Below are 19,385 nucleotides of genomic sequence, written 5' to 3' on the forward strand. Positions count from 1 at the left end.
TGTTTTGTGTTTAAAAATTTTAAATAATATAGAAAAAATTTAAAAGCTCAAAAATGAGCTTTTTTAAAATCTTTTTTTATTCACATCTTCAAGAATTGCCGCAGCAATTTGATTGACTTCATTTGTTATATTATTGGTGACATTTGCAACTTCGACATTTTCCTTAGTTACAGTTTCAAGTTGTGCTATAGCATCGTTAATCTGTGTGATTCCTGCTGTTTGTTCTTTTACAGATTCTGCTACTTCATTTACGCTTTGAACAAGTATATTAATATTTGCCTCGATTTCAGATAAGGATTTTCCTGTTCTTTCCGCAAGCTGTCTTACCTCATCTGCAACAACTGCAAAACCACGCCCATGTTCTCCAGCACGTGCAGCTTCAATAGCTGCATTTAAAGCAAGAAGATTCGTTTGCTCAGCGATATCTTTAATCACATTGACAATATTTTTTATATCATCAGCTTGTGAAGCAACCTCAACTGTTTTTCCACTTACATTTTGCATAGAAGAATTAATCTCCTCTACGGCTGCAGCCGATTGTTCTAAAGAACTCGCTTGTGCATTAGAGCCATCAGCAAGTTTTTGCATAGAATTTTTTAACTCTTCTGACTGATTGGCTAAATCTTTAGCAAAATTTGAAGAAGCTACAAGCATCTTTTTAATTTCTTTGCCTAAAATATTAGTTGTAATCTCAACTTCACCTTTAGCATTAAATACTTCTGTACTAAAATCAAGAGCCTTATAACTATCAAAAACTCTATTAATTTCATTCATATTAGAACCAATTTTACTTTGTAAAACATCAAGCATCCTATTAAGAACATTTTTAAGTTCTACTAATTGAGGATTTATAGGATTTTTAGTAATTCTTGCAGTTAAATTACCCTTTTCGATTTCTCTAGCAGTTTGCACCGATTCATCTACAGCATTTTGATCTTGTTCTAAAGATATTTGAATCTTTTCAATATTTTCATTTATGATTCTTCCCATTGCTCCTAACTCATCATTAGCACGAATTTCAATAGCCTTAGGTTCAATTTTTTCATGATTTAAAAAACGGAAAAATGATTCTAAAGAACTAAGAATCACAGGCAATCTAGATGCGACAATTTTTCTTACGCAATAATAAACCACTCCTAAAACAACAAAAATAAAAATAAAAGATGCACCAAGAATAATTAATTGTAATTTTTTTAAGGGTTTAAATACTGAATATTTAGGAGCAGTTACCAAAACTGCCCAAGAACTATCTTGCACTTTAAAACTATTAATCGCAGCATAAGAATCATCACCATCAGAAGCTATATAGTCAAAAACTCCATTTTTTCCTTCACTTATGGCCTTATAAGTTTCTTGTGCACCTTTATTAGGATTGACATCTTTTAAATTTTTTAAAACTAGATTTTTATTTGGATGTATCGCCATAAAACCATCTGAATTTAAAAGAACTCTTAATTCACCATCATATTTTTGACCTTTAGGGTCTAAAAGATAAGTAGCAATATCTGAAAAATCTAAAGTCATGCCTATGACACCTACAACTTGATTTTTTCGATCAAAAATAGGCATAGCAACATTTACAGCATTAAAATCTTGACCTTCTAAATTCATCTTAATAGGACGGCCTATATATACTTTATTTTCCCCATATTTTGCTTTTTTTAATATATCTTGCACAACTTGCAGATTAGCTATTTCATCACTAGCTTGTATTGCTTTTATTCCGCCTTTATTATCCTTTTCTTCATCAGCGTAAAGCATAACAAATTTTCCACTTTGAGTATTAAAAAATTTACTCTCTTCTTTAAAGTATTCTGGCGGATCAATAAGATACAAATAAGTAAAATTAGAATAAGCACTATTATCAAAAGTATTGGTTATAATATTTGTTATATTGTCTATATCTAAATCTTCTTTAGAGGTTGATCTAAACATTTCTGTTAAAGTACCTGAAATACTTTTATTTAAAGCGATCATTTCCCCAAAAATTCCTTGAGTTTGAGTAGCATATTCTTTCGTGATAGAAGCAAGAATATCTTCTGTATTTTTGGTAATATTTTGACTTACTTGTTTTGTGATTAATGAAATTAAAATAACAAGTCCAATAACAACAACAGCTGCCACAGAAAAAATAAGTTTTAAACCTATATTTAAAGATTTAAACATCTTATAACTCCTAAAAAATAAAAAATTTAGATTCTAATTTTAACATATTTTTAAAAAAATAATATTAATTAATTAATTATAAAAAATTATGTATTAGTATTTTTTGATAGAAGATTTATTTTTTTCCTTTTAAAAACAATTCTTTAAAGCGTTTATTAGCGTATTCTTCTATGTCTTTTTGCAAAATAGAGTAATTTTCCATCAATTCCATAGCTCTAGGAGTAAGTTTTGTTCCTGATTCTTTAGAGCGTCCTTGTCTTGTGCTAACTAAAATTTCTTGAGAATTTTTTTGTAAGGTTTGTAAATGCATCCAAGCTTTTTTATAATTAATCCCCATAAGTTTAGAAGCATGTAATAAACTACCTGTTTGTCCGATAAGTTCTAAAAGTTCTGTTTTTCCTCGACCAAAAAGCAAATCTCCATCCGCATTTTCAATCCAAGTTTTTGTTCTTACTATAAATTGCTTACCTTTTTTTTCTTTAAAACAACCAAGTTGACAATACTTTACATCAACCTTATAAGTTTTTAAAGCTGAACGCATACTTTTAAGTCCACAACCTTCTTTAGCAATATCTCTTGCATCTTTACAAAAAATTCTACGCTTTTCATCTAAACTAGGTTCTATTTTTTTAAGCACTTCAATCTTTGCTTTTTCAAAATCTAAATGTCCAAATTGCCCCAACTCGCAATTATCAATTCTCATGTGATTTTCATCGGCTAATTGTCCGATTTTTTCTATATTTATATTAAATTTCTTTGCAATTTTAAAAGCCGTACCACAATCTAATTTTTCATTGCTATTTAACAATTCTCTCATGTATGAGATGATTTCTTTTTCTTGATTTTTATCCATGAATTCTAAATTCTCCACTATAAATATTGATCTTATTTTCTCTAGCAAAACCACAAAGCGTTAAATCAAATTTTCTTGCTATCATAACCCCTAAACAAGTAGGAGCCGTGCGTGAAACAAGCACTGGAATTTTATGCATAACTGCTTTAGCTACCATTTCAGAACTTAGCCTTCCACTAACCATTAAAAAACATTGACTTAAATCAACCCCAGCTAAACGTGCTTTTCCTAAAGCTTTATCTATGGTATTATGTTGGGCTATATCTTCGCCTATAAAAAAAGTTTTCTCATCTACAAAAAGCTTAGCCGTATGCACACAGCCTGTTTTCTCGTAAAGCTCGCATTGAGTATAAAAAGTACTCATTTGTTTTAAAATTTCATCTTTGCTAAATTTTGCATCAGAACTAATTTTACTCGCTTCAATAGCTTCTGGATCGATATTGGCAGTATGTGCTCTACCGCAACCACTTATAACTACACCTTCAGCATTAAGCTTTGCTAAATTTTCTTTATCAATCTTTGCTTTAATATGCACACTCATACCATCATCTTTTGTTTCTATGCTTTCTATATCAGACACCTTAGCAATGATATTTTCACTCATCAAATACCCCACCGCCAAAGCTTGCTCATCTACAGGAGTTGCCATTAAAGCGCCTACTTTTTCATCATTGATAAAAATTTCAAGCTTGATTTCACGCACTAAAGTATCATCACAAGTAAATAAATCTTTGCCTTTATATTTTAAAATTTGAGTTGTAAATAAGGGTTCCATCATCTTCTCTTTAATATAAATTAAAATTATAAAAGTATTATATCAAAAAAATATAATTATAAGCAATATATGAAAAAATAGGCATTTCATTTTATGCATTTTTGATAATTAAAAGTATTTTTTATAAAATTTAGACTTAAAAAAATTTGTGAAAATCTCCCAAAAAATTTTTAAGAGATTTTCATAGAATAAAATTTTAAATTTTTACATTAGGATCATAAGAAAAACTAGGTTCAATTTGCTTTTTATTGCTTAATTCTTTATACCAATAGCTATGTAAAATATAAACCTCTTCTTCTTCTTTATATCCACTTACCATAGAATGAATACTTCCTTTAATAGCAAATACAGCCATATAAATGTGAATTCCAAAGAATACCGCACAAATGATTCCCAAGAAATTATGAATAATAGCTGAAAGTCTTAAAAGCTCAATTTGTGTTAAACCAAAAAGGCCTTGAATGGCAGTAGAATTAAAATCAAGAAAATACATAAATCCACCTGTAATTATCATCAAAAATCCACCAAATACAGCTATATAATACCAAGATTTTTGCCCAAAATTAAACTTACCTGCAGGTACAGGGCGTTTTACTTTGCTTAAATAACCACCTACTATCATCATCCATCTGATATCATAACTTGCAGGAAGCATTCTTTTAATCCACCATAAAAACATAGGGATTATAGAGATGATAAATAAAACCGTTGCAAAAGCATGTAAATTTTTACAAACCCTTACAAAAAGTCCGCCTCCAAAAGTCGCCCCAAACATCATCACAAAACCCGTAGGCACTAAAATCACCCAAGAAATTGCCGCGATAAAATGAAAAAGTCTTTCAAATAATGTAAAAGCATAAATTTTCTTTCCATCGTGTGAAAATTGCTTAGGTCCTATAACCATATAATGCAAAGCAAATGCAGATAATACCGCAATAACAGCGATTAAAGCTATAGTAGCTATATATTCACCTTGCAAAGTTGTCCAAAGTTTGCCAAAAGTATCATAATTTGGGATATTTGTAATACGATGAAAATCCCAAATTTGAGTATCTTGTCCCATTCTCTCACTACCATAAGCAAATAAACTCACTACGCTTAATAAAAGCGTTACAAATACTTTTCTCATAAGCGTTCCTTTCCTATGTAAGCAATTTTCCATTCTATGCTTTGTGAAGGATTAGCAATTCCATAACCCCTACTTTGCAATCTACTATGATAAATTTCTTCTATCTTAGAGCTTTCACCTACTAAAAGTGCTTTTGTTGAACACATAGCTGCACATACAGGTACTTTTCCTTCAGCGATACGATTTTGCCCATAAAGCTCTCTTTCTTTTTCTGAATTTGTACTTTCAGGTCCACCTGCACACATCGTACATTTATCCATAATGCCTTTGTTACCAAATACGCTATCTTTTGGAAATTGTGGAGCACCAAAAGGACAAGCGTAAAGACAATAACCACAACCTATACAAATTTCTTTATCATGTAAAACAATACCATCTGCACGGATATAAAAACAATCCACAGGGCAAACTATAGCACAAGGTGCATCATCACAATGCATACAAGAAATCGAAGTAGAAACTTCTTTTCCTTGTACTCCTTCATTAAGGGTGATGACACGACGACGACGGATATTAATAGGAAGTTCATGTGCTTCATCACAAGCTACCGAACATCCATTACAATCGATACAACGCTCATTGTCACAAAAGAATTTCAAGCGTTCTTTTTCTAAATTTGCAAAATTTACCTTACTCATCTTTTACACCCCATCTTTTGAGATACGGCATAAGCCGCCCTTGGTTTCAGGAATTTGACACATAATGTCATAACCATAATTTGTAACCGTATTTGCACTTTCTCCACTTGCATAAGGTTTAGTTCCTTCAGGGAAATTGTGTGTTAAATCCACACCTTGCATCACACCTGTAAAATGGAAAGGTAAGAAAATCATATCTTTTGCTACACCTGGATTGAGCTTGACTCTCACATGAATTTTAGTTCCTTCTGGAGAATGCACCCAAATCATATCCCCTGCTTTAATTTTTTGCTCACTTGCAAGCTCAGGATTTATCTCACAAAACATCTCAGGTGTCAAGCGAGTAAGATACATTGAAGCTCTATTTTCCATACCCGCACCATTTAAATTTACAAGTCTTGCTGTGACTAGGTTGAGTGGGAATTCTTTTGAATAATCCTTAGCCTTTTGCACAGAAACAAATTTTGTATCCACACGATAAAGCGCTTTTTGATCCTCAAAACTAGGATATTTTTGCACCAAATCATTTCTTGGAGAATGAAGCGGCTCGCGGTGAAGTGGAATTTGATCTTTAAATGTCCAAACCACAGCCCTAGCTTTAGCATTTCCATAAGGCACTATACCTTTTTCTATACATTTAGTCGCTATGATATTACTATCATCATAAGACCAAATTGCACCCATTTTTTCTTTTTCTTGGGCACTTAAAGTAATACCTAAAACTTTTTCTATATTATCTTTAGTAATTTGTGGATAGCCTGTATCTATAGGTGAATTTATCGGAGCATTTTTAGCCAATAAATTTTCACCCTCATACTCAAGTCCGAAATTATTTCTAAATCCCATACCACCTTTTGCTACTTCGATATCGGTATTATAAAGCACAGGAGATCCTGGATGTTTATCACTCCAACAAGGCCAAGGAAGTCCGTAGTATTCACCCGCTAATTCGTCTTTGCCTTCTAAAGTCACCTCATCAAATTTATCCCAATTTAAAGTATGTTTTTTAAGTCTTTCAGGGCTCCAACCATTAAGTCCTATACTTCTAACTGCACTTGCAATTTCTCTAGTAGCATTTTCAGGCCAAACAATCTTGCCATTTTCATCGCGTAAGGTTTTAGTAAAGTCTTCATAAAAACCTAATTTTTTGGCAAGCTCAAATAAAATTTCTTGATCTTCTTTGCTTTCATAAAGTGGATCTATAACCTTAAATCTCCATTGTCCGCTACGATTTGTAGCTGTTACGCTTCCACTTGTTTCAAACTGCGTTGCAGCAGGTAAAAGATAAATTCCATCTTTTCTTTCTGCAATAATTCCTGCTTCATTGACAAAAGGATCAGCTAAAACCAAAAGTTCTAAAGCTTCCAAACCTTCTTTAACTTTAGCTTGCTGTGCAGTCGAAGTGATACCATTTCCCATTACCACCAAAGCTTTCAAAGACGTTCCTGCATTATCCACTTTATCATTTCCATCTTTGCCATTTAAGGCTGCAGCCCACCATCTAGCAAGTGAAAGTCCAGTTTTATGCATCCAATCTTTACTTACAAAATTTCCTAAAAGCCACTCATAATCAACGCCCCAAATCTTAGCATAATATCTCCAAGTCGCTTCATTTAAAGGATAATAGCCTGGTAAATTTTCACTCAAACACGCCATATCTGAAGCACCTTGCACATTATCGTGTCCGCGTAAAATATTTACCCCGCCGCCGAATTTACCTATATTTCCTAAAACCATTTGTACTATAGGTGCTAAACGCGTATTTGAAGTTCCTACGGTGTGCTGTGTTAAGCCCATAGCCCAAATCAATGTAGTTGGTTTATTTTTAGCTACTTCATGAGTGATTTGAATGAGGAGTTCTTTAGAAATTCCTGTTACATTTTCTACTTCTTCAGCAGTCCATTTTGCAGCTTCTTCACGAATTTTATCGATACCAAAAACTCTTTCATCAAGGTATTTTGTATCTTCTAAACCTTCATCAAAAATGATTTTTAACATTCCATACATGAAAGCAATATCAGTACCTGGACGAATTCTTGCATAAATATCTGCTTTTGCTGCACTCTTTGTAAATCTAGGATCTACAACGATAAGCTTAGCACCTTTTTCTTTTGCTTTTAAGAAGTGTCTAAAACCTACAGGGTGATTTACTGCTGGATTTGCTCCAATAATAATAATACATTTACTTCTTTGAATATCTCCAAGATGGTTTGTCATAGCGCCATAACCAAATGTATTCGCCACACCGGCGACTGTTGCGCTGTGTCAAATTCTAGCTTGATGATCTACATTATTGGTTCCAAAAAATGCTGCGAATTTTCTTATATAATAAGCTTGTTCATTGTTTAGTTTTGCAGAACCTAAAAACATAACGCTTTCTGGATTTTCTTTACGATAAGCTGCTAATTTTTCTCCGATCTCACTTAAAGCTTGCTCATAACTTATGCGTTTCCATTCTCCATTTTCTTTTTTCATAGGGTATTTTAAACGCACATGAGAACGCACCATATCGATCATATCAGAGCCCTTACAGCAATGGCCTCCCGAGCTAACAGGGTGATCTTGTGCGATTTCTTGGCGCAACCACACTCCGTTTTGAACTTCTGCAATAATTCCGCAGCCTACAGAACATGCGGTACATACACTCTTAATCTTTTGACTTCCTTCATAAGCTTCTTTTAATTCATCCGCATTTGCTTCTCTTAAAGTTTCGCTTCTAGCTAGCAACGGACTTGCCAAACTTGAAAGCGCGGCCATTTTAAGAAAAGAACGGCGATTAAGCTTGATAGTTTCATTCATACTTGACATTATTCAGCCCTCATATAATATTTTTCCCAATTAGCACTTCTTTGATAAAGCACTTCCTTCTTTTTGCTTTTGCCTCTAACAAGATCCTTTCTTTCTTCATCTTGCCCAAAAGCTACACTTGCACCGCCTAAAAGACTTGCAGTACCCAAAGCAATAGCAGATTTTTTAAGAAATTCCCTGCGATTTTTCACGAGATCTCCTTTGTTTATTTGCTTCTCTTCTTAAAAATTCAGAACGAGATAAATCATTTTGAACTTTCTTAGAAGGTTTTATAGTAGGTTTTTCAAGTTCAAAACAATATCTTTCAAATTCTATAAACTGCGCAGCAATATTTGCTATTTCTTTATAAAGCTTCGCTTTTGAATTTGAAAAAATAAGCATTAAAAATTCATCAATGCTTTGATTGATGACTTTTTCAAACAATGCCTTAGCAAGTTCATCTTCCTTATTTTTTAGAAATTCACTCATTAAAACAAAACAAAATCCTACACTATCTTCAGCTTCTTTAAAAATTTTTTCATTGCGGCGGATTGTGCTTTTAGCTAAAATCTGCCTTACATTAAGCAATGCTTTTGAATTTTCAAAGCCTTCTTCTATGTAAGAAAAAGTCATAGGAATAGTGTTTTTAAGTGCTAAAAAAAGCTCATCGTATTCTTTATAAAATGCTTGAAGATCTTGTGCATCTTGTAAATTACGAAGTAAAATTTCAAAGCTTGTTCTTAAACTTTCATCAAATAAACCCTCTTGCATAGCTTCTAAATAAGCTTTTAAGTTACACAATCTATTTTCAGAAAATGAAAAAACGAAAAGTTCTCCTAAGCACTGATAATAAAGACTTCTAGCTAATCTTAGTTTTTCTAAATCCATTTTTAACTCATTCAAATTTTTGAAGATTTGCCGTTAAATAATTTGCAAAATAATATTATGCAAATTACACCTAATTTTCCTTCTTAATCCTTATTTTTGACTGATTTATCTTAATATGATTTGTTTTAAAATAAACTGAAATTTTCTTAAAAATCTGCCTAATCTGAAAAAATAGAATTTAGCTTTAAAAGCCTATAAAATAGTATCTTAATGAGGTTTTTTAAAAAAAGTTGCATAAAATATTTAAACCTAAAAAACAAAACTTTCATTTTGTCATTTAAAAAATATTTTATGCTAAAAAGAAATAATAAAATTATTCTTCCAAAAAATTTTAATTTCTTAGAGCGTAATCCTTGTAAGAAAATTCTCTTACCATTTCAAGCTCATTTTTGGAATTTAAAAGCATTAAATTTGGAAGTCTTATGCCATTAAAAGTTGTATTTTTCACTATAGAATAATGAATTTGATCTAAAAATACCACCCTATCTCCGCGTTTTAATTCTTCTTTAAAAGCGTACTCTCCCATCACATCTCCAGCTAAACAAGTATTTCCTGTGAGTAAATAGGCAAATTCATTTTCTTTGAAATCCGAAATTTTTTCATTTTCTCTTGTTGCTAAAATTCTAGCATTTAAAACCTCGCTCGTATAAGGCATGATGATAGTATCTGGCATATGAGCTTCACTTGAAGTGTCTAAAATAGCAATTCTTTTCTCATTTTCAACTATATCCACTACACTTGCTACCAAAACCCCACTTTGCCAACCCACAGCTTCTCCTGGCTCAAGATAAACTTGCACGCCATATTTATCACTAAAATTCTTACAAAGAGTGATGATTTTTCGGATATCATAGCCCTGTTTTGTGATATGATGACCTCCGCCAAAATTGACCCATTTCATCTGTTTGATCCATTTGCCAAATTTCTCTTCAAAAACCTTTAAAACAGCTTCTAAAGCATCTGCACTCTCTTCACAAAGTGCATGAAAATGAAGTCCTTCTACTCCGCTTAAATCAAAATTTTCTAAATCCTTGCTCAAAATCCCTAGTCTAGAGTATTTCCCGCAAGGATTATAAAGCTCTTTAGGAGCAAAAGAAAATTCTAAATTGCAACGAAGTCCTAAGGAGTTATTAGCACACAAGGATTTAAATTTATCAAATTGATACAAAGAATTAAAAACAATATGATGAGACAAATGGGCAATCTCACTCATTTCGTCTTCTTTAAAGGCAGGCGAATAAGTATGAATTTCTTTATCCATATATTCTTTAGCAAATTTTGCTTCCCAAAGCCCGCTACAAGTACAGCCTTTAAGATACTCACCTACAACCTTCATCGCTCCTGAAAAAGCAAAACCTTTTAGAGCTAAAAGCACTTTGGCTCCGCTTTTTTCACCAACATTTGCTAAAATTTCACAATTTCTTCTTAATTTATCTTCCTCCAAAATATAAGCTGGAGTTTGAAATTTGGTATTTATCATATTCTTCCTTTTTTAAGCAAAAAATCATAACAAAATTAAGCCAAATTTTCAAAATAAATATTTACTAAAATTAAAAAAATAATGATTATAATACAACAAAGATTAAAACAAGGGAAGAATTAATGAATAGAAGAAATTTCTTAAAATTTAATACACTCACTCTAGCAAGTATAAGCATGGCTTATGCTAGCCCTATGCATGATATGCATTCTATGCACAAAAATCATTCTATAAATCATCATTTAGATGCTTCTTTTATAAATTTTGCTCCAAAAAATTTAAAGCTTTTAGATCCAAAACAATTCCCTCAAGGGGAAATTTTAAAAGCCTTACCTTTACTCAAAAATGAAAGTAAAGAAAAAAATATTTTTCGTGCTACCCTAGAAATCAAAGAAAATCACATAGAGCTCATCAAAGGTAAAAAAACTCTATTTTACACTTACAATGGCTTAATACCGGCTCCAAAAATAGAAGTTTTTGAAGGAGATAAACTTGAAATTTTAGTCAAAAATAAACTCAAAGAAGCTACAACTATACATTGGCATGGCGTTCCTGTACCACCTGATCAAGATGGAAGCCCACATGATCCTATCTTAGCAGGAGAGGAGAGAATATATCGATTTGAAATTCCTCAAGATAGCGCAGGGACTTATTGGTATCATCCACACCCACATTTCACTACTTCTAAGCAAGTTTTTATGGGATTGGCTGGAGCTTTTGTGATTAAGGCGAAAAAAGATGCTTTAAGTCATTTAAAAGAAAGAGATTTGATGATTAGTGATTTGCGCCTTGATGAAAATGCTCAAATTCCAAACAACAACCTAAATGATTGGCTTAATGGTAGAGAGGGTGAGTTTGTACTCATCAATGGACAATTTAAACCTAAAATCAAACTCGCTACCAATGAACGCATACGCATTTACAATGCTACTGCGGCAAGATATTTAAATTTACGCATACAAGGAGCTAAATTTATACTTGTTGGTACCGATGGAGGACTTATAGAAAAACCTATTTTTAAAGAGGAACTTTTCTTAAGTCCTGCTTCTCGCGTGGAAATTTTAATTGATGCTCCAAAAGATGGAGAATTTGTATTAGAAAGCACTTATTATGATAGAGATAAAATGATGGTAAAAGAGGAACCTAATACCCTATTTTTAGCTAATATTAGTCTAAAAAAAGAAAATGTAGAACTTCCAAAAAATTTAAAAAATTTCAAACCTTCAGAAGAACCTAAGGAATTTAAAGAAATAATCATGAGTGAAGATCACATGCAAATGCATGGTATGATGGGAAAAAGTGAAAGCGAATTAAAAATCGCTCTTGCGTCTATGTTTTTAATCAATGGCAAAAGCTATGATTTAAAACGCATTGATTTAAGCTCCAAGCTTGGAGTAGTTGAAGACTGGATAGTGATAAACAAATCTCACATGGATCATCCTTTCCACATACATGGTACACAATTTGAACTCATCTCATCAAAACTCAATGGCAAAGTTCAAAAAGCCGAATTTAGAGCCTTAAGAGATACTATAAATGTGCGTCCTAATGAAGAGTTAAGACTTAGAATGAAACAAGATTTTAAAGGACTTAGAATGTATCATTGCCATATTTTAGAACATGAAGATTTGGGAATGATGGGAAATTTAGAAGTAAAGGAATAAAATGGTAAAAGTGGAATTTTTAGGCCCTATAAATAAAGAAAATTTAGAACTTGAAGTAAAAAATTTAAAAGAATTAAAAGAAATTTTACAAGAAGATGAAAGCTTAAAAGAATGGCTAGAACTTTGTGCCATATCTTTAAACGATGAAATCGTATTTGATGAAAATACTAGCTTAAAAGATGGTGATAAAATCGCACTTTTGCCACCAGTTTGTGGGGGTTAAATGAGTGAATTTGTATTGACAAATAATGCCTTGGATATTCCGCAAATTTATGCAAAATGGTATGAATTTGCTAAGGATAAAAATTGTGGTGCTTTGCTGACTTTTTGTGGTATAGTGCGCGAAGAAGAAGGCATTGAAGCACTTAGCTTTGATATTTATGAGCCGCTTTTAAAAAAATGGTTTGATGAATGGCAAAAAAGAGTTAAAGAAGAAGGTGTGATCTTGCTTTTTGCACATTCAATCGGAGATGTAAAAACACATGAAAGCTCTTATTTAGCAGGAGTTTTAAGCAAACAAAGAAAATTAGGGCTTAAACTTCTTAATGAATTTGTTGAAGATTTTAAAGCAAGTGCACCCATTTGGAAGTATGATGTAATAAACAAAGAAAGAATTTATGCCAAAGAAAGATCAAGCAAACTTTGTGGAGCGGGTCTTTTAAAATCATAGTTTAATCTTTTAAAAAATCAATCTTGATAAATTAAGGAATTAAAATGCTAATGTCTTATGAAGAAAGTCTAAAAATTTTACATTCTCATATCAAACCTTTTGCAAGGGTTGAAAAAATAGCTCTTACCGAGTGTTTGGGGCGAATTTTAGCTCAAGATATAAAAGCGAGTAAAAATCAGCCTGAATTTCCAACCTCGGCTATGGATGGTTATGCGATCAAATTTGAAGATCAAGATAAGCCTTTAAAAATTTTAGGCCTCACACCTGCGGGCACTATGCCACAATTTAGCGTGCAAAATGGTACTTGTGTAAAAACCTTTACAGGCTCACTCATGAGCGAAGGAAGCGATACTTTAGTCCCTGTTGAAAATATACGCATAGAAAATGATACTCTTTTTATAGAAAAAAAAGTTCCTCAAGCTTTTGCCGTGCGTGCGGTAGGAGAAAACTATAAAAAAGATGAAATTTTACTCAAAAAAGGCACAAGGTTAAATTATAGCGAGATAGCTCTTTTAGCTGAACTTGGATTTTTTCACATTAGTGTGTTTATAAAGCCTATTGTAGGGGTTTTAAGTAGTGGAAGTGAGATCAAAGATCTAGGAGAAGCCTTAGAAAATCCCGCTCAAATCCGCTCTTCAAATCATATCGCCATAGCTAATTTAGCTAAAAATTTAAATTGCGATACAAGGGTTTTTCCTCTTTTAAAAGATGATGAAAAAGCCACTTTTTCTACACTTGAAAGTGCTTTACAAAGTTGTGATATTTTGATTACAACGGGCGGGGTTTCTATGGGAGATTTTGACTTTTTAAAAAAAGCCGTCAAAGAATACGAAATCATCATCGATAAAGCCGACATAAAACCAGGCAGACATATCAAAATAGCCAAGGCTAATGAAAAATTCATCATCGCCTTACCAGGTTTTCCTTACTCGGCTATGGTAATGTTTAATCTTTACGCAAGAGAGATTTTAAACTCTTGGTTACTTCAGCCTAAAGACTATATTTGCAAAGCCTTTTTACAAGGAAGCTACAAGAAAAAAACACCTTATTTGGAATTTGTCGCTTGTAATGTGGAATTTAAAAATGGACGCATTTTAGCTAATCTTGAAGGTAAAAAAGAAGGCTCTAGTGCGATTATAAACAATCTTAACAATAAAGCCGCTCTTATGGTGGTGCCAAAAGAATGTGAAATTTTAGAAAATGAAAGCTTGGTGGATATTATCTTTATGCCTTGAAATTTGTCAAAAAGGTTTAAATCGCCTTTTTGACTTCTTTTTGCCCTTTTAAACTAAGCCAAACAATTAAAAATGAAATGAAATAAGCAGGCGTAAATGGAATACAGATATAAAATATATTATCTCCACTATCATTTCTTGTAATCTTATACTATCTAATAGCCGAATAAAAGCAAAAAATAACTTACTTACAATTTCACCACAAACAAAAAATGCGAAAACAAGATAGAAAAGTTTTTCTTTTGTAGCTTGAACTAAAGTTTTAAAGAAGAAAAAGGCGATGATAATATAGGCTACACTTATAATTTTATCCAAAATAAAATTTTCAATAAAAACATCTTCACTCATTATTAATTTTAAAATAAAGCGTAAATTCCATCCAAGAACAAACAAAACCTGCCATATAAGAAAATAAATAAACATTTTATAGGTTTTTAGCTTTTTACAAAATAAAAATACACTTAATAAAGCTAAAAATGTTGCTATATAAAATAAAACATATCGAATAAAAAAAGATTGTGTATTAACCTACCATAGGTCTCAAAATCAAAAAATTCTCTCCGTATGGATTGAAATGTAATTATTTGAGTAAATTTTAAACCAATAAAAACAAAAAACAAAACCAAAGACAAAACCATTGTAATTTTAATCCATTTTAAATCAAAATCGAAAATAACTTTTTGTGTTGGGATTGTAAATTTTTCTTTATTTGAAATTTCTTGCTTATCAAATTCTTTAAATTCAACCCACGCTAAAATCCAAAAAACCAAACTTGCTAGCAAAAACACCAAACCTATACCGATAATCAAAGTAAGAAGCCCTAAATAATAGGTATTAAAAGCATAAATGAAATACTTTTGCTTTGTTACTCTAGCAATTTCATAGTAAAAAGCTTTCAAAAAAGGAAAAATCAAAGCCAAAGTTGGGATATATAATATTAAAAAAAACAGTAATGGCTAAAAAGGTATTATCCCCATCAAAATAAATCCGGCTGTAACTGAGTACGAGGTTCTAAAATCACAAATAAAGAACTTGTGCTAATAAGAATGCCAAAAAATCCAATCCCTGCAGCAATAAAGAGATTTTTAAATAAATTTTTAGCACTGCCATAGATTTTTAAATCATAAAGCAAGATAAAAAACAAAATCCAACTCGCAAGAGCAAATAAAAATCCAAGATAAGGAATGATACCTAAAAATCCACAAACAATACTTGCTATAGCTTTAAAGCGAATTTCTTTTATCTTTTTTTGAAGTAAAATTTCATGTAAATTTTGCATTGAAATTCCTTAAAAATTAAAAAGGATATTTTACTGAATTTTGTATAAAATACAATCATTATATATAAAATATTTTCAACTTAAGCTATTTTGAGATTATTTTAATCATAACAAAATCTCTTACGATCTTCACACTGATGCTCTTATAAAATCTTATATATCAAACTTATCAAGATGCCTTTTGAAAATATTTATAATGAAAATATGAAAAATAACTTTAATATAAGTTTATTTTTGTAACAATATTAATTAAATACTAAATATATAAAAAATAATCATGAAATTTAAATATTAATTATAGGAGAAAACATGCCAATTTTTATGATATGTTCTACACTTTTAGCGGTAATTGTCGTTGCTTATTATATACTTAAAAAATACAATCCTATTTTTGTATTTTTTCTTTCAGGTATTATCTTGCTTATTTTTGCTTTTTACATCACAGGAACACCTATACCAAAAGCCCCGAGCAGAGAACATGCAAGCTTTTTGAATGTTTTACTTGATAGCTATGCTTTTATCACAGCGACTTTTAAAAGTCAGCTTTCTGGAGTAGGACTTATTATCATGAGTGTGGCAGGTTTTGCTGCTTATATGAAACATATCAATGCTTCGGCTAAACTCGCTTTTTTAGCAAACAAACCTTTAGGAAAAATCAAAAATAAATATTTGATTTTAAGCGGAACTTTTATCGTTGGAATGGCCTTAAAAATTGTTATTTCTAGCTATGCTGGACTTCTTTTGCTTTTATTAGCATGTATTTATCCTGTTTTAATCTCACTTAAAATCCGTCCTATTACAGCTGTATGTGTGCTTTCTTTGATTGCGCTTGATTATGGTCCAAAAGATGGAAATTCAATCAATATGGCAGATATGGTAGGACAAAGCGATAATGTCATGGGGCTTTTTTTAAATTATCAAATTTATAGCGTGATTGCTTATGTGATGGTTATTGCTATCTTAATACCTTTTTACTTTGCTTGGGTTGATAAAAGAGATAAAGAAAAAGGTGTTTTAAATGATAAAGTTGAAATTCCACCAATCATTGATCCTAAATGTCCTACTTTTTATATACTCTTTCCTTGGCTGCCTGTCGTATTTTTATTTATAGCATATTTTTTTACTATCAAGCTTGATGTTGTAACAGCAAATTTTTTAAGCATTTCTTTAGTTTTTCTTGTTGAATTTGCAAGACACAGAAATGCTAGAAAATTAGGCGAAGATATGATGGTGATTTTAAAAGCTATGGCTGAAATTTTTATCTCAGTCGTAAGCATAATCATCGCCGCTGGAGTATTTGCTGAAGGCATTAAAGCACTTGGTGGAGTTAATATCCTTGCTAACGCGGTTTCAAATCTTGGAACAGGAAATTTTGCATGGTTTGGCATACTTTTAAGCATCACTGTTTTAAGCTTTTTAGTTTATTTTGCTACAGTGATTATGGGAAGTGGGATTGCTGCTTTTAATGCTTTTGGGAAATTAGCTCCTGATATAGCTACAAAATTAGGCGTTGCCCCTATCACTTTTGTTTTACCTATAGAAATTGCATCTTGTTTAGGTCGTGCAGCTTCACCAATAGCAGGCGGAATCATAGCTTTAGCTGGATTTGCAAAAGTAGCTCCAATGGATATTATAAAACGAACCACTCCTCTTTTACTTATCGCTATGCTTGTAAATGTGCTTGTAGCCTTTTATCTAGCACAAACCAATCCTTTGCCAAAAGAACAAAACACTACAAAAATAGCAGTATCTTTAAATAATAAATATTTATTATTTTATAAAAACTATAAATTTTCTAAATTATTTTCTGCTTTTTTAGTAAAAATTTCATAAATTTTTCTATATTCTTTTTGCCAAGCTGGTTTTACTATCAATTTATCAAATCTACCTCCATAACTTCCACCTCCAAATCTATAAGCTGCAAGACTACTTGTAAAAGCCAAAGTAGGAATTTGTAAAATATCACAAAGATGTAAATTTCCAGTATCAACAGTAATTAAAAAATCTAGCTTTTGAGAAATACTTACCAAAGAAGCAATATTTTTATTATTACAGAAAACTTTCAAATTTGCATTCTGATCAATATTATACTGAATAGAATTCGTACTAAAATTTAAAAGTATAAATAAAAATTTAGGATATTTTAAAGAAAGTTGCCTTGCAAGCCCTATCCAATCTTTTATAAAAAAATTAAATCCTCTATATTCGCTATTATTTGAAAAAGCATTAATACCTATAATTTTTTCATATTTTGTATCAATTTGTTTAAAAAAATTATCACTTAATCTTGCATCATAAGGTAATAAATTTTTAATTTTAGAAAAATCAATTTGATTAAAATTTTTATCAAAATGCCTAGTATTAATCATCCTAACCAATTTTAAAACAATTTCACTCATATGTTTTTTAGCTCTAAAAAATGGTAAAGGTGTGGTTAAATTTTTAGAAATTATACTAATAAGATGAGGGAATACTATACATTTTTGAACATTTAAAAATTTTAATTTTTTAAAATATAAACCTTGTCTTCGTGTGGTAATAAAAATTACTGGATTTTTGCTTTGAATTTTTTCTAAAAAATCATCCTTATAAATCAAAACTTCATCAATAAATGGAATTTTTTCTAAAAAATCACTTTCCATTAATCCATTTGTTAATAAAAATAATTTATACTCTGGATAGAGTTGCTTTATAGCATACAAAGCTTTAAAACAAACTAATAAATCTCCAAAACCATCCGAATGAAAGACAATATTTTTCATCACTTTTCCTTATTATTTTTTTAATTTACTCTTAAAATATCTTAAAAAAATTCTTTTTACTCTAAAACAATACCTTCATTAATGCAAATTTCGCCGATAATAAAGGCATCTGAATTTTCTAAAACCCTACTTACATTAGAAGGATCTACAACCATTACTAAACCCACTCCCATATTAAAGCTTCTATACATTTCGCTTTCTTCTACAGCCTGTCCTATAGTATAAAAAATTTCAGGAGTTTTAAGATGATGTTTGCGTATAGTTGCACCCATACCACGAGGTAAAACGCGTGGTAAATTTTCTACTAAACCACCCCCTGTAATATGAGCTAGAGCACTGATATAAGGCTTTAAAGTAAGAAAATCGCGTACATAAATTCTTGTAGGCTCTAATAAAACATCGATTAAATTTTTACCCTCTATTTTATCATCAAATTTCAGTTTTAAACCTTCAAAAAGTACTTTTCTTGCTAAAGAATAGCCATTTGAATGAAGTCCTGAACTAGGAAGAGCAAGCAAAATATCGCCATTTTTAACAAATTTACTTCTATCGATCTCATCTTCTTCAGCCATGCCCACTGCAAAACCCGCAAGATCAAAATCATCTTTTGCATACATTCCAGGCATTTCAGCAGTTTCTCCGCCTATTAAAGCACAATTTGCCATTTTACACCCCTCGGCAATGCCTGCCACAACTGACTTTGCAACCTCTACTTCAAGCTTGGCTGTAGCGTAATAATCCAAGAAAAACAAAGGAGTAGCAAAATTACAAATCAAATCATTCACACACATTGCTACTAAATCTTGCCCTATGGTGTCGTATTTTTTTGCATCAATAGCCAAACGAAGTTTAGTCCCAACACCATCTGTAGCCCCCAAAATTACAGGATTTTTAAAGCCACTTGGCATTCTAAAAGCACCAGCAAAAGAACCAATTCCACCTACAACATTATCATTAAAAGTTTCTTTAACCAAAGGTTTTATAGCCTCTACAAAGGCATTTCCATTATCTATACTTACGCCTGCATCTTCATATGAAATTTTCATTTATTTTCCTTTA

18 protein-coding genes and 1 pseudogene are annotated in these 19,385 nt (G+C 31.4%); 5 read left to right on the top strand and 14 right to left on the bottom strand.

The window, feature by feature from the left end:
• Positions 1-63 precede the first annotated feature (63 nt).
• The 9 genes from ccaA to nspC form a co-directional block, all read right to left on the bottom strand.
• The gene (ccaA, locus tag KAR88_RS01815) at positions 64-2,166 is read right to left on the bottom strand and encodes an aspartate chemotaxis receptor CcaA (RefSeq protein ID WP_002822567.1); all 2,103 of its coding nucleotides are present in this window, start codon (positions 2,164-2,166) and stop codon (positions 64-66) included.
• 115 nt (positions 2,167-2,281) lie between these two features.
• Positions 2,282-3,019, bottom strand: a complete 738-nt coding sequence (locus KAR88_RS01820; RefSeq protein WP_002822570.1) for a winged helix-turn-helix domain-containing protein — start codon at positions 3,017-3,019, stop codon at positions 2,282-2,284.
• Entirely contained in the window at positions 3,012-3,794 is a 783-nt protein-coding gene (gene fdhD, locus KAR88_RS01825; RefSeq protein ID WP_002822572.1) for a formate dehydrogenase accessory sulfurtransferase FdhD, read from the bottom strand. The genes KAR88_RS01820 and fdhD overlap by 8 nt, the downstream gene beginning before the upstream one ends.
• Positions 3,795-3,990: 196 nt before the next feature.
• A complete protein-coding gene (locus KAR88_RS01830) occupies positions 3,991-4,923 on the bottom strand; it encodes a formate dehydrogenase subunit gamma (protein WP_002822573.1) in 933 nt (310 codons plus the stop codon).
• Entirely contained in the window at positions 4,920-5,561 is a 642-nt protein-coding gene (gene fdh3B / locus KAR88_RS01835; RefSeq protein ID WP_002779352.1) for a formate dehydrogenase FDH3 subunit beta, read from the bottom strand. The genes KAR88_RS01830 and fdh3B overlap by 4 nt, the downstream gene beginning before the upstream one ends.
• Positions 5,562-5,564: 3 nt before the next feature.
• Positions 5,565-8,369 carry a molybdopterin-dependent oxidoreductase gene (locus KAR88_RS01840; protein WP_079254393.1) on the bottom strand — a complete coding sequence of 935 codons (2,805 nt, stop codon included), beginning with the start codon at positions 8,367-8,369 and terminating at the stop codon, positions 5,565-5,567.
• On the bottom strand, positions 8,369-8,560 hold the full coding sequence (locus KAR88_RS01845) for a twin-arginine translocation signal domain-containing protein (protein ID WP_002779484.1): 192 nt from the start codon (positions 8,558-8,560) through the stop codon (positions 8,369-8,371). The genes KAR88_RS01840 and KAR88_RS01845 overlap by 1 nt, the downstream gene beginning before the upstream one ends.
• Positions 8,535-9,236, bottom strand: a complete 702-nt coding sequence (locus tag KAR88_RS01850; protein ID WP_002829595.1) for a molecular chaperone TorD family protein — start codon at positions 9,234-9,236, stop codon at positions 8,535-8,537. The genes KAR88_RS01845 and KAR88_RS01850 overlap by 26 nt, the downstream gene beginning before the upstream one ends.
• A gap of 331 nt (positions 9,237-9,567) precedes the next feature.
• On the bottom strand, positions 9,568-10,716 hold the full coding sequence (gene nspC / locus KAR88_RS01855) for a carboxynorspermidine decarboxylase (RefSeq protein WP_002829597.1): 1,149 nt from the start codon (positions 10,714-10,716) through the stop codon (positions 9,568-9,570).
• Between the two features lie 122 nt (positions 10,717-10,838).
• Here nspC and cueO point away from each other — a divergent pair, with 122 nt between their 5' ends.
• Genes cueO through KAR88_RS01875 form a run of 4 tightly spaced genes read left to right on the top strand, consistent with a single transcriptional unit; the run spans position 10,839 to position 14,285 of the window.
• Entirely contained in the window at positions 10,839-12,380 is a 1,542-nt protein-coding gene (gene cueO / locus KAR88_RS01860) for a multicopper oxidase CueO (RefSeq protein WP_002795332.1), read from the top strand.
• A 1-nt stretch (position 12,381) separates the two neighbouring features.
• Complete coding sequence (locus KAR88_RS01865; protein ID WP_002792044.1) at positions 12,382-12,603, top strand: MoaD/ThiS family protein; 222 nt, start codon at positions 12,382-12,384, stop codon at positions 12,601-12,603.
• On the top strand, positions 12,604-13,050 hold the full coding sequence (locus KAR88_RS01870; RefSeq protein ID WP_192801324.1) for a molybdenum cofactor biosynthesis protein MoaE: 447 nt from the start codon (positions 12,604-12,606) through the stop codon (positions 13,048-13,050).
• 44 nt (positions 13,051-13,094) lie between these two features.
• The gene (locus tag KAR88_RS01875; RefSeq protein WP_192801866.1) at positions 13,095-14,285 is read left to right on the top strand and encodes a molybdopterin molybdotransferase MoeA; all 1,191 of its coding nucleotides are present in this window, start codon (positions 13,095-13,097) and stop codon (positions 14,283-14,285) included.
• Positions 14,286-14,301: 16 nt separating this feature from the next.
• Here KAR88_RS01875 and KAR88_RS01880 read toward each other — a convergent pair.
• The 3 genes and pseudogenes from KAR88_RS01880 to KAR88_RS01890 form a co-directional block, all read right to left on the bottom strand.
• Positions 14,302-14,708, bottom strand: a pseudogene (locus KAR88_RS01880) (accessory regulator AgrC).
• A gap of 59 nt (positions 14,709-14,767) precedes the next feature.
• Complete coding sequence (locus tag KAR88_RS01885) at positions 14,768-15,205, bottom strand: hypothetical protein (RefSeq protein ID WP_002779492.1); 438 nt, start codon at positions 15,203-15,205, stop codon at positions 14,768-14,770.
• A gap of 56 nt (positions 15,206-15,261) precedes the next feature.
• Positions 15,262-15,564, bottom strand: coding sequence for a hypothetical protein (locus tag KAR88_RS01890; RefSeq protein WP_060789981.1), 303 nt, complete (start codon positions 15,562-15,564; stop codon positions 15,262-15,264).
• Positions 15,565-15,873: 309 nt separating this feature from the next.
• Here KAR88_RS01890 and dcuC point away from each other — a divergent pair, with 309 nt between their 5' ends.
• Positions 15,874-17,397: a C4-dicarboxylate transporter DcuC gene (dcuC, locus tag KAR88_RS01895; protein ID WP_060789980.1), complete on the top strand. Its 1,524-nt coding sequence runs from the start codon at positions 15,874-15,876 to the stop codon at positions 17,395-17,397.
• On the opposite strand, the gene KAR88_RS01900 is transcribed toward dcuC, so the two are convergent.
• Positions 17,349-18,326, bottom strand: coding sequence for a hypothetical protein (locus KAR88_RS01900; RefSeq protein WP_002779495.1), 978 nt, complete (start codon positions 18,324-18,326; stop codon positions 17,349-17,351). The genes dcuC and KAR88_RS01900 overlap by 49 nt on opposite strands.
• 56 nt (positions 18,327-18,382) lie before the next feature.
• Complete coding sequence (gene purM, locus KAR88_RS01905) at positions 18,383-19,372, bottom strand: phosphoribosylformylglycinamidine cyclo-ligase (RefSeq protein WP_002795331.1); 990 nt, start codon at positions 19,370-19,372, stop codon at positions 18,383-18,385.
• Positions 19,373-19,385 lie beyond the last annotated feature (13 nt).

Source organism: Campylobacter sp. JH23 (genome assembly GCF_017846595.1).
GTDB classification, from domain to species: domain Bacteria; phylum Campylobacterota; class Campylobacteria; order Campylobacterales; family Campylobacteraceae; genus Campylobacter_D; species Campylobacter_D coli.

Excerpts from the sequence above, each read along its gene's own strand:
- ccaA (WP_002822567.1), bottom strand. The coding sequence starts at position 2,166 with ATGTTTAAATCTTTAAATATAGGTTTAAAACTTATTTTTTCTGTGGCA.
- KAR88_RS01820 (WP_002822570.1), bottom strand. The coding sequence starts at position 3,019 with ATGGATAAAAATCAAGAAAAAGAAATCATCTCATACATGAGAGAATTG.
- fdhD (WP_002822572.1), bottom strand. The coding sequence starts at position 3,794 with ATGGAACCCTTATTTACAACTCAAATTTTAAAATATAAAGGCAAAGAT.
- KAR88_RS01830 (WP_002822573.1), bottom strand. The coding sequence starts at position 4,923 with ATGAGAAAAGTATTTGTAACGCTTTTATTAAGCGTAGTGAGTTTATTT.
- fdh3B (WP_002779352.1), bottom strand. The coding sequence starts at position 5,561 with ATGAGTAAGGTAAATTTTGCAAATTTAGAAAAAGAACGCTTGAAATTC.
- KAR88_RS01850 (WP_002829595.1), bottom strand. The coding sequence starts at position 9,236 with ATGGATTTAGAAAAACTAAGATTAGCTAGAAGTCTTTATTATCAGTGC.
- nspC (WP_002829597.1), bottom strand. The coding sequence starts at position 10,716 with ATGATAAATACCAAATTTCAAACTCCAGCTTATATTTTGGAGGAAGAT.
- cueO (WP_002795332.1), top strand. The coding sequence starts at position 10,839 with ATGAATAGAAGAAATTTCTTAAAATTTAATACACTCACTCTAGCAAGT.
- KAR88_RS01865 (WP_002792044.1), top strand. The coding sequence starts at position 12,382 with ATGGTAAAAGTGGAATTTTTAGGCCCTATAAATAAAGAAAATTTAGAA.
- KAR88_RS01870 (WP_192801324.1), top strand. The coding sequence starts at position 12,604 with ATGAGTGAATTTGTATTGACAAATAATGCCTTGGATATTCCGCAAATT.
- KAR88_RS01875 (WP_192801866.1), top strand. The coding sequence starts at position 13,095 with ATGCTAATGTCTTATGAAGAAAGTCTAAAAATTTTACATTCTCATATC.
- KAR88_RS01890 (WP_060789981.1), bottom strand. The coding sequence starts at position 15,564 with ATGCAAAATTTACATGAAATTTTACTTCAAAAAAAGATAAAAGAAATT.
- dcuC (WP_060789980.1), top strand. The coding sequence starts at position 15,874 with ATGCCAATTTTTATGATATGTTCTACACTTTTAGCGGTAATTGTCGTT.
- KAR88_RS01900 (WP_002779495.1), bottom strand. The coding sequence starts at position 18,326 with ATGAAAAATATTGTCTTTCATTCGGATGGTTTTGGAGATTTATTAGTT.
- purM (WP_002795331.1), bottom strand. The coding sequence starts at position 19,372 with ATGAAAATTTCATATGAAGATGCAGGCGTAAGTATAGATAATGGAAAT.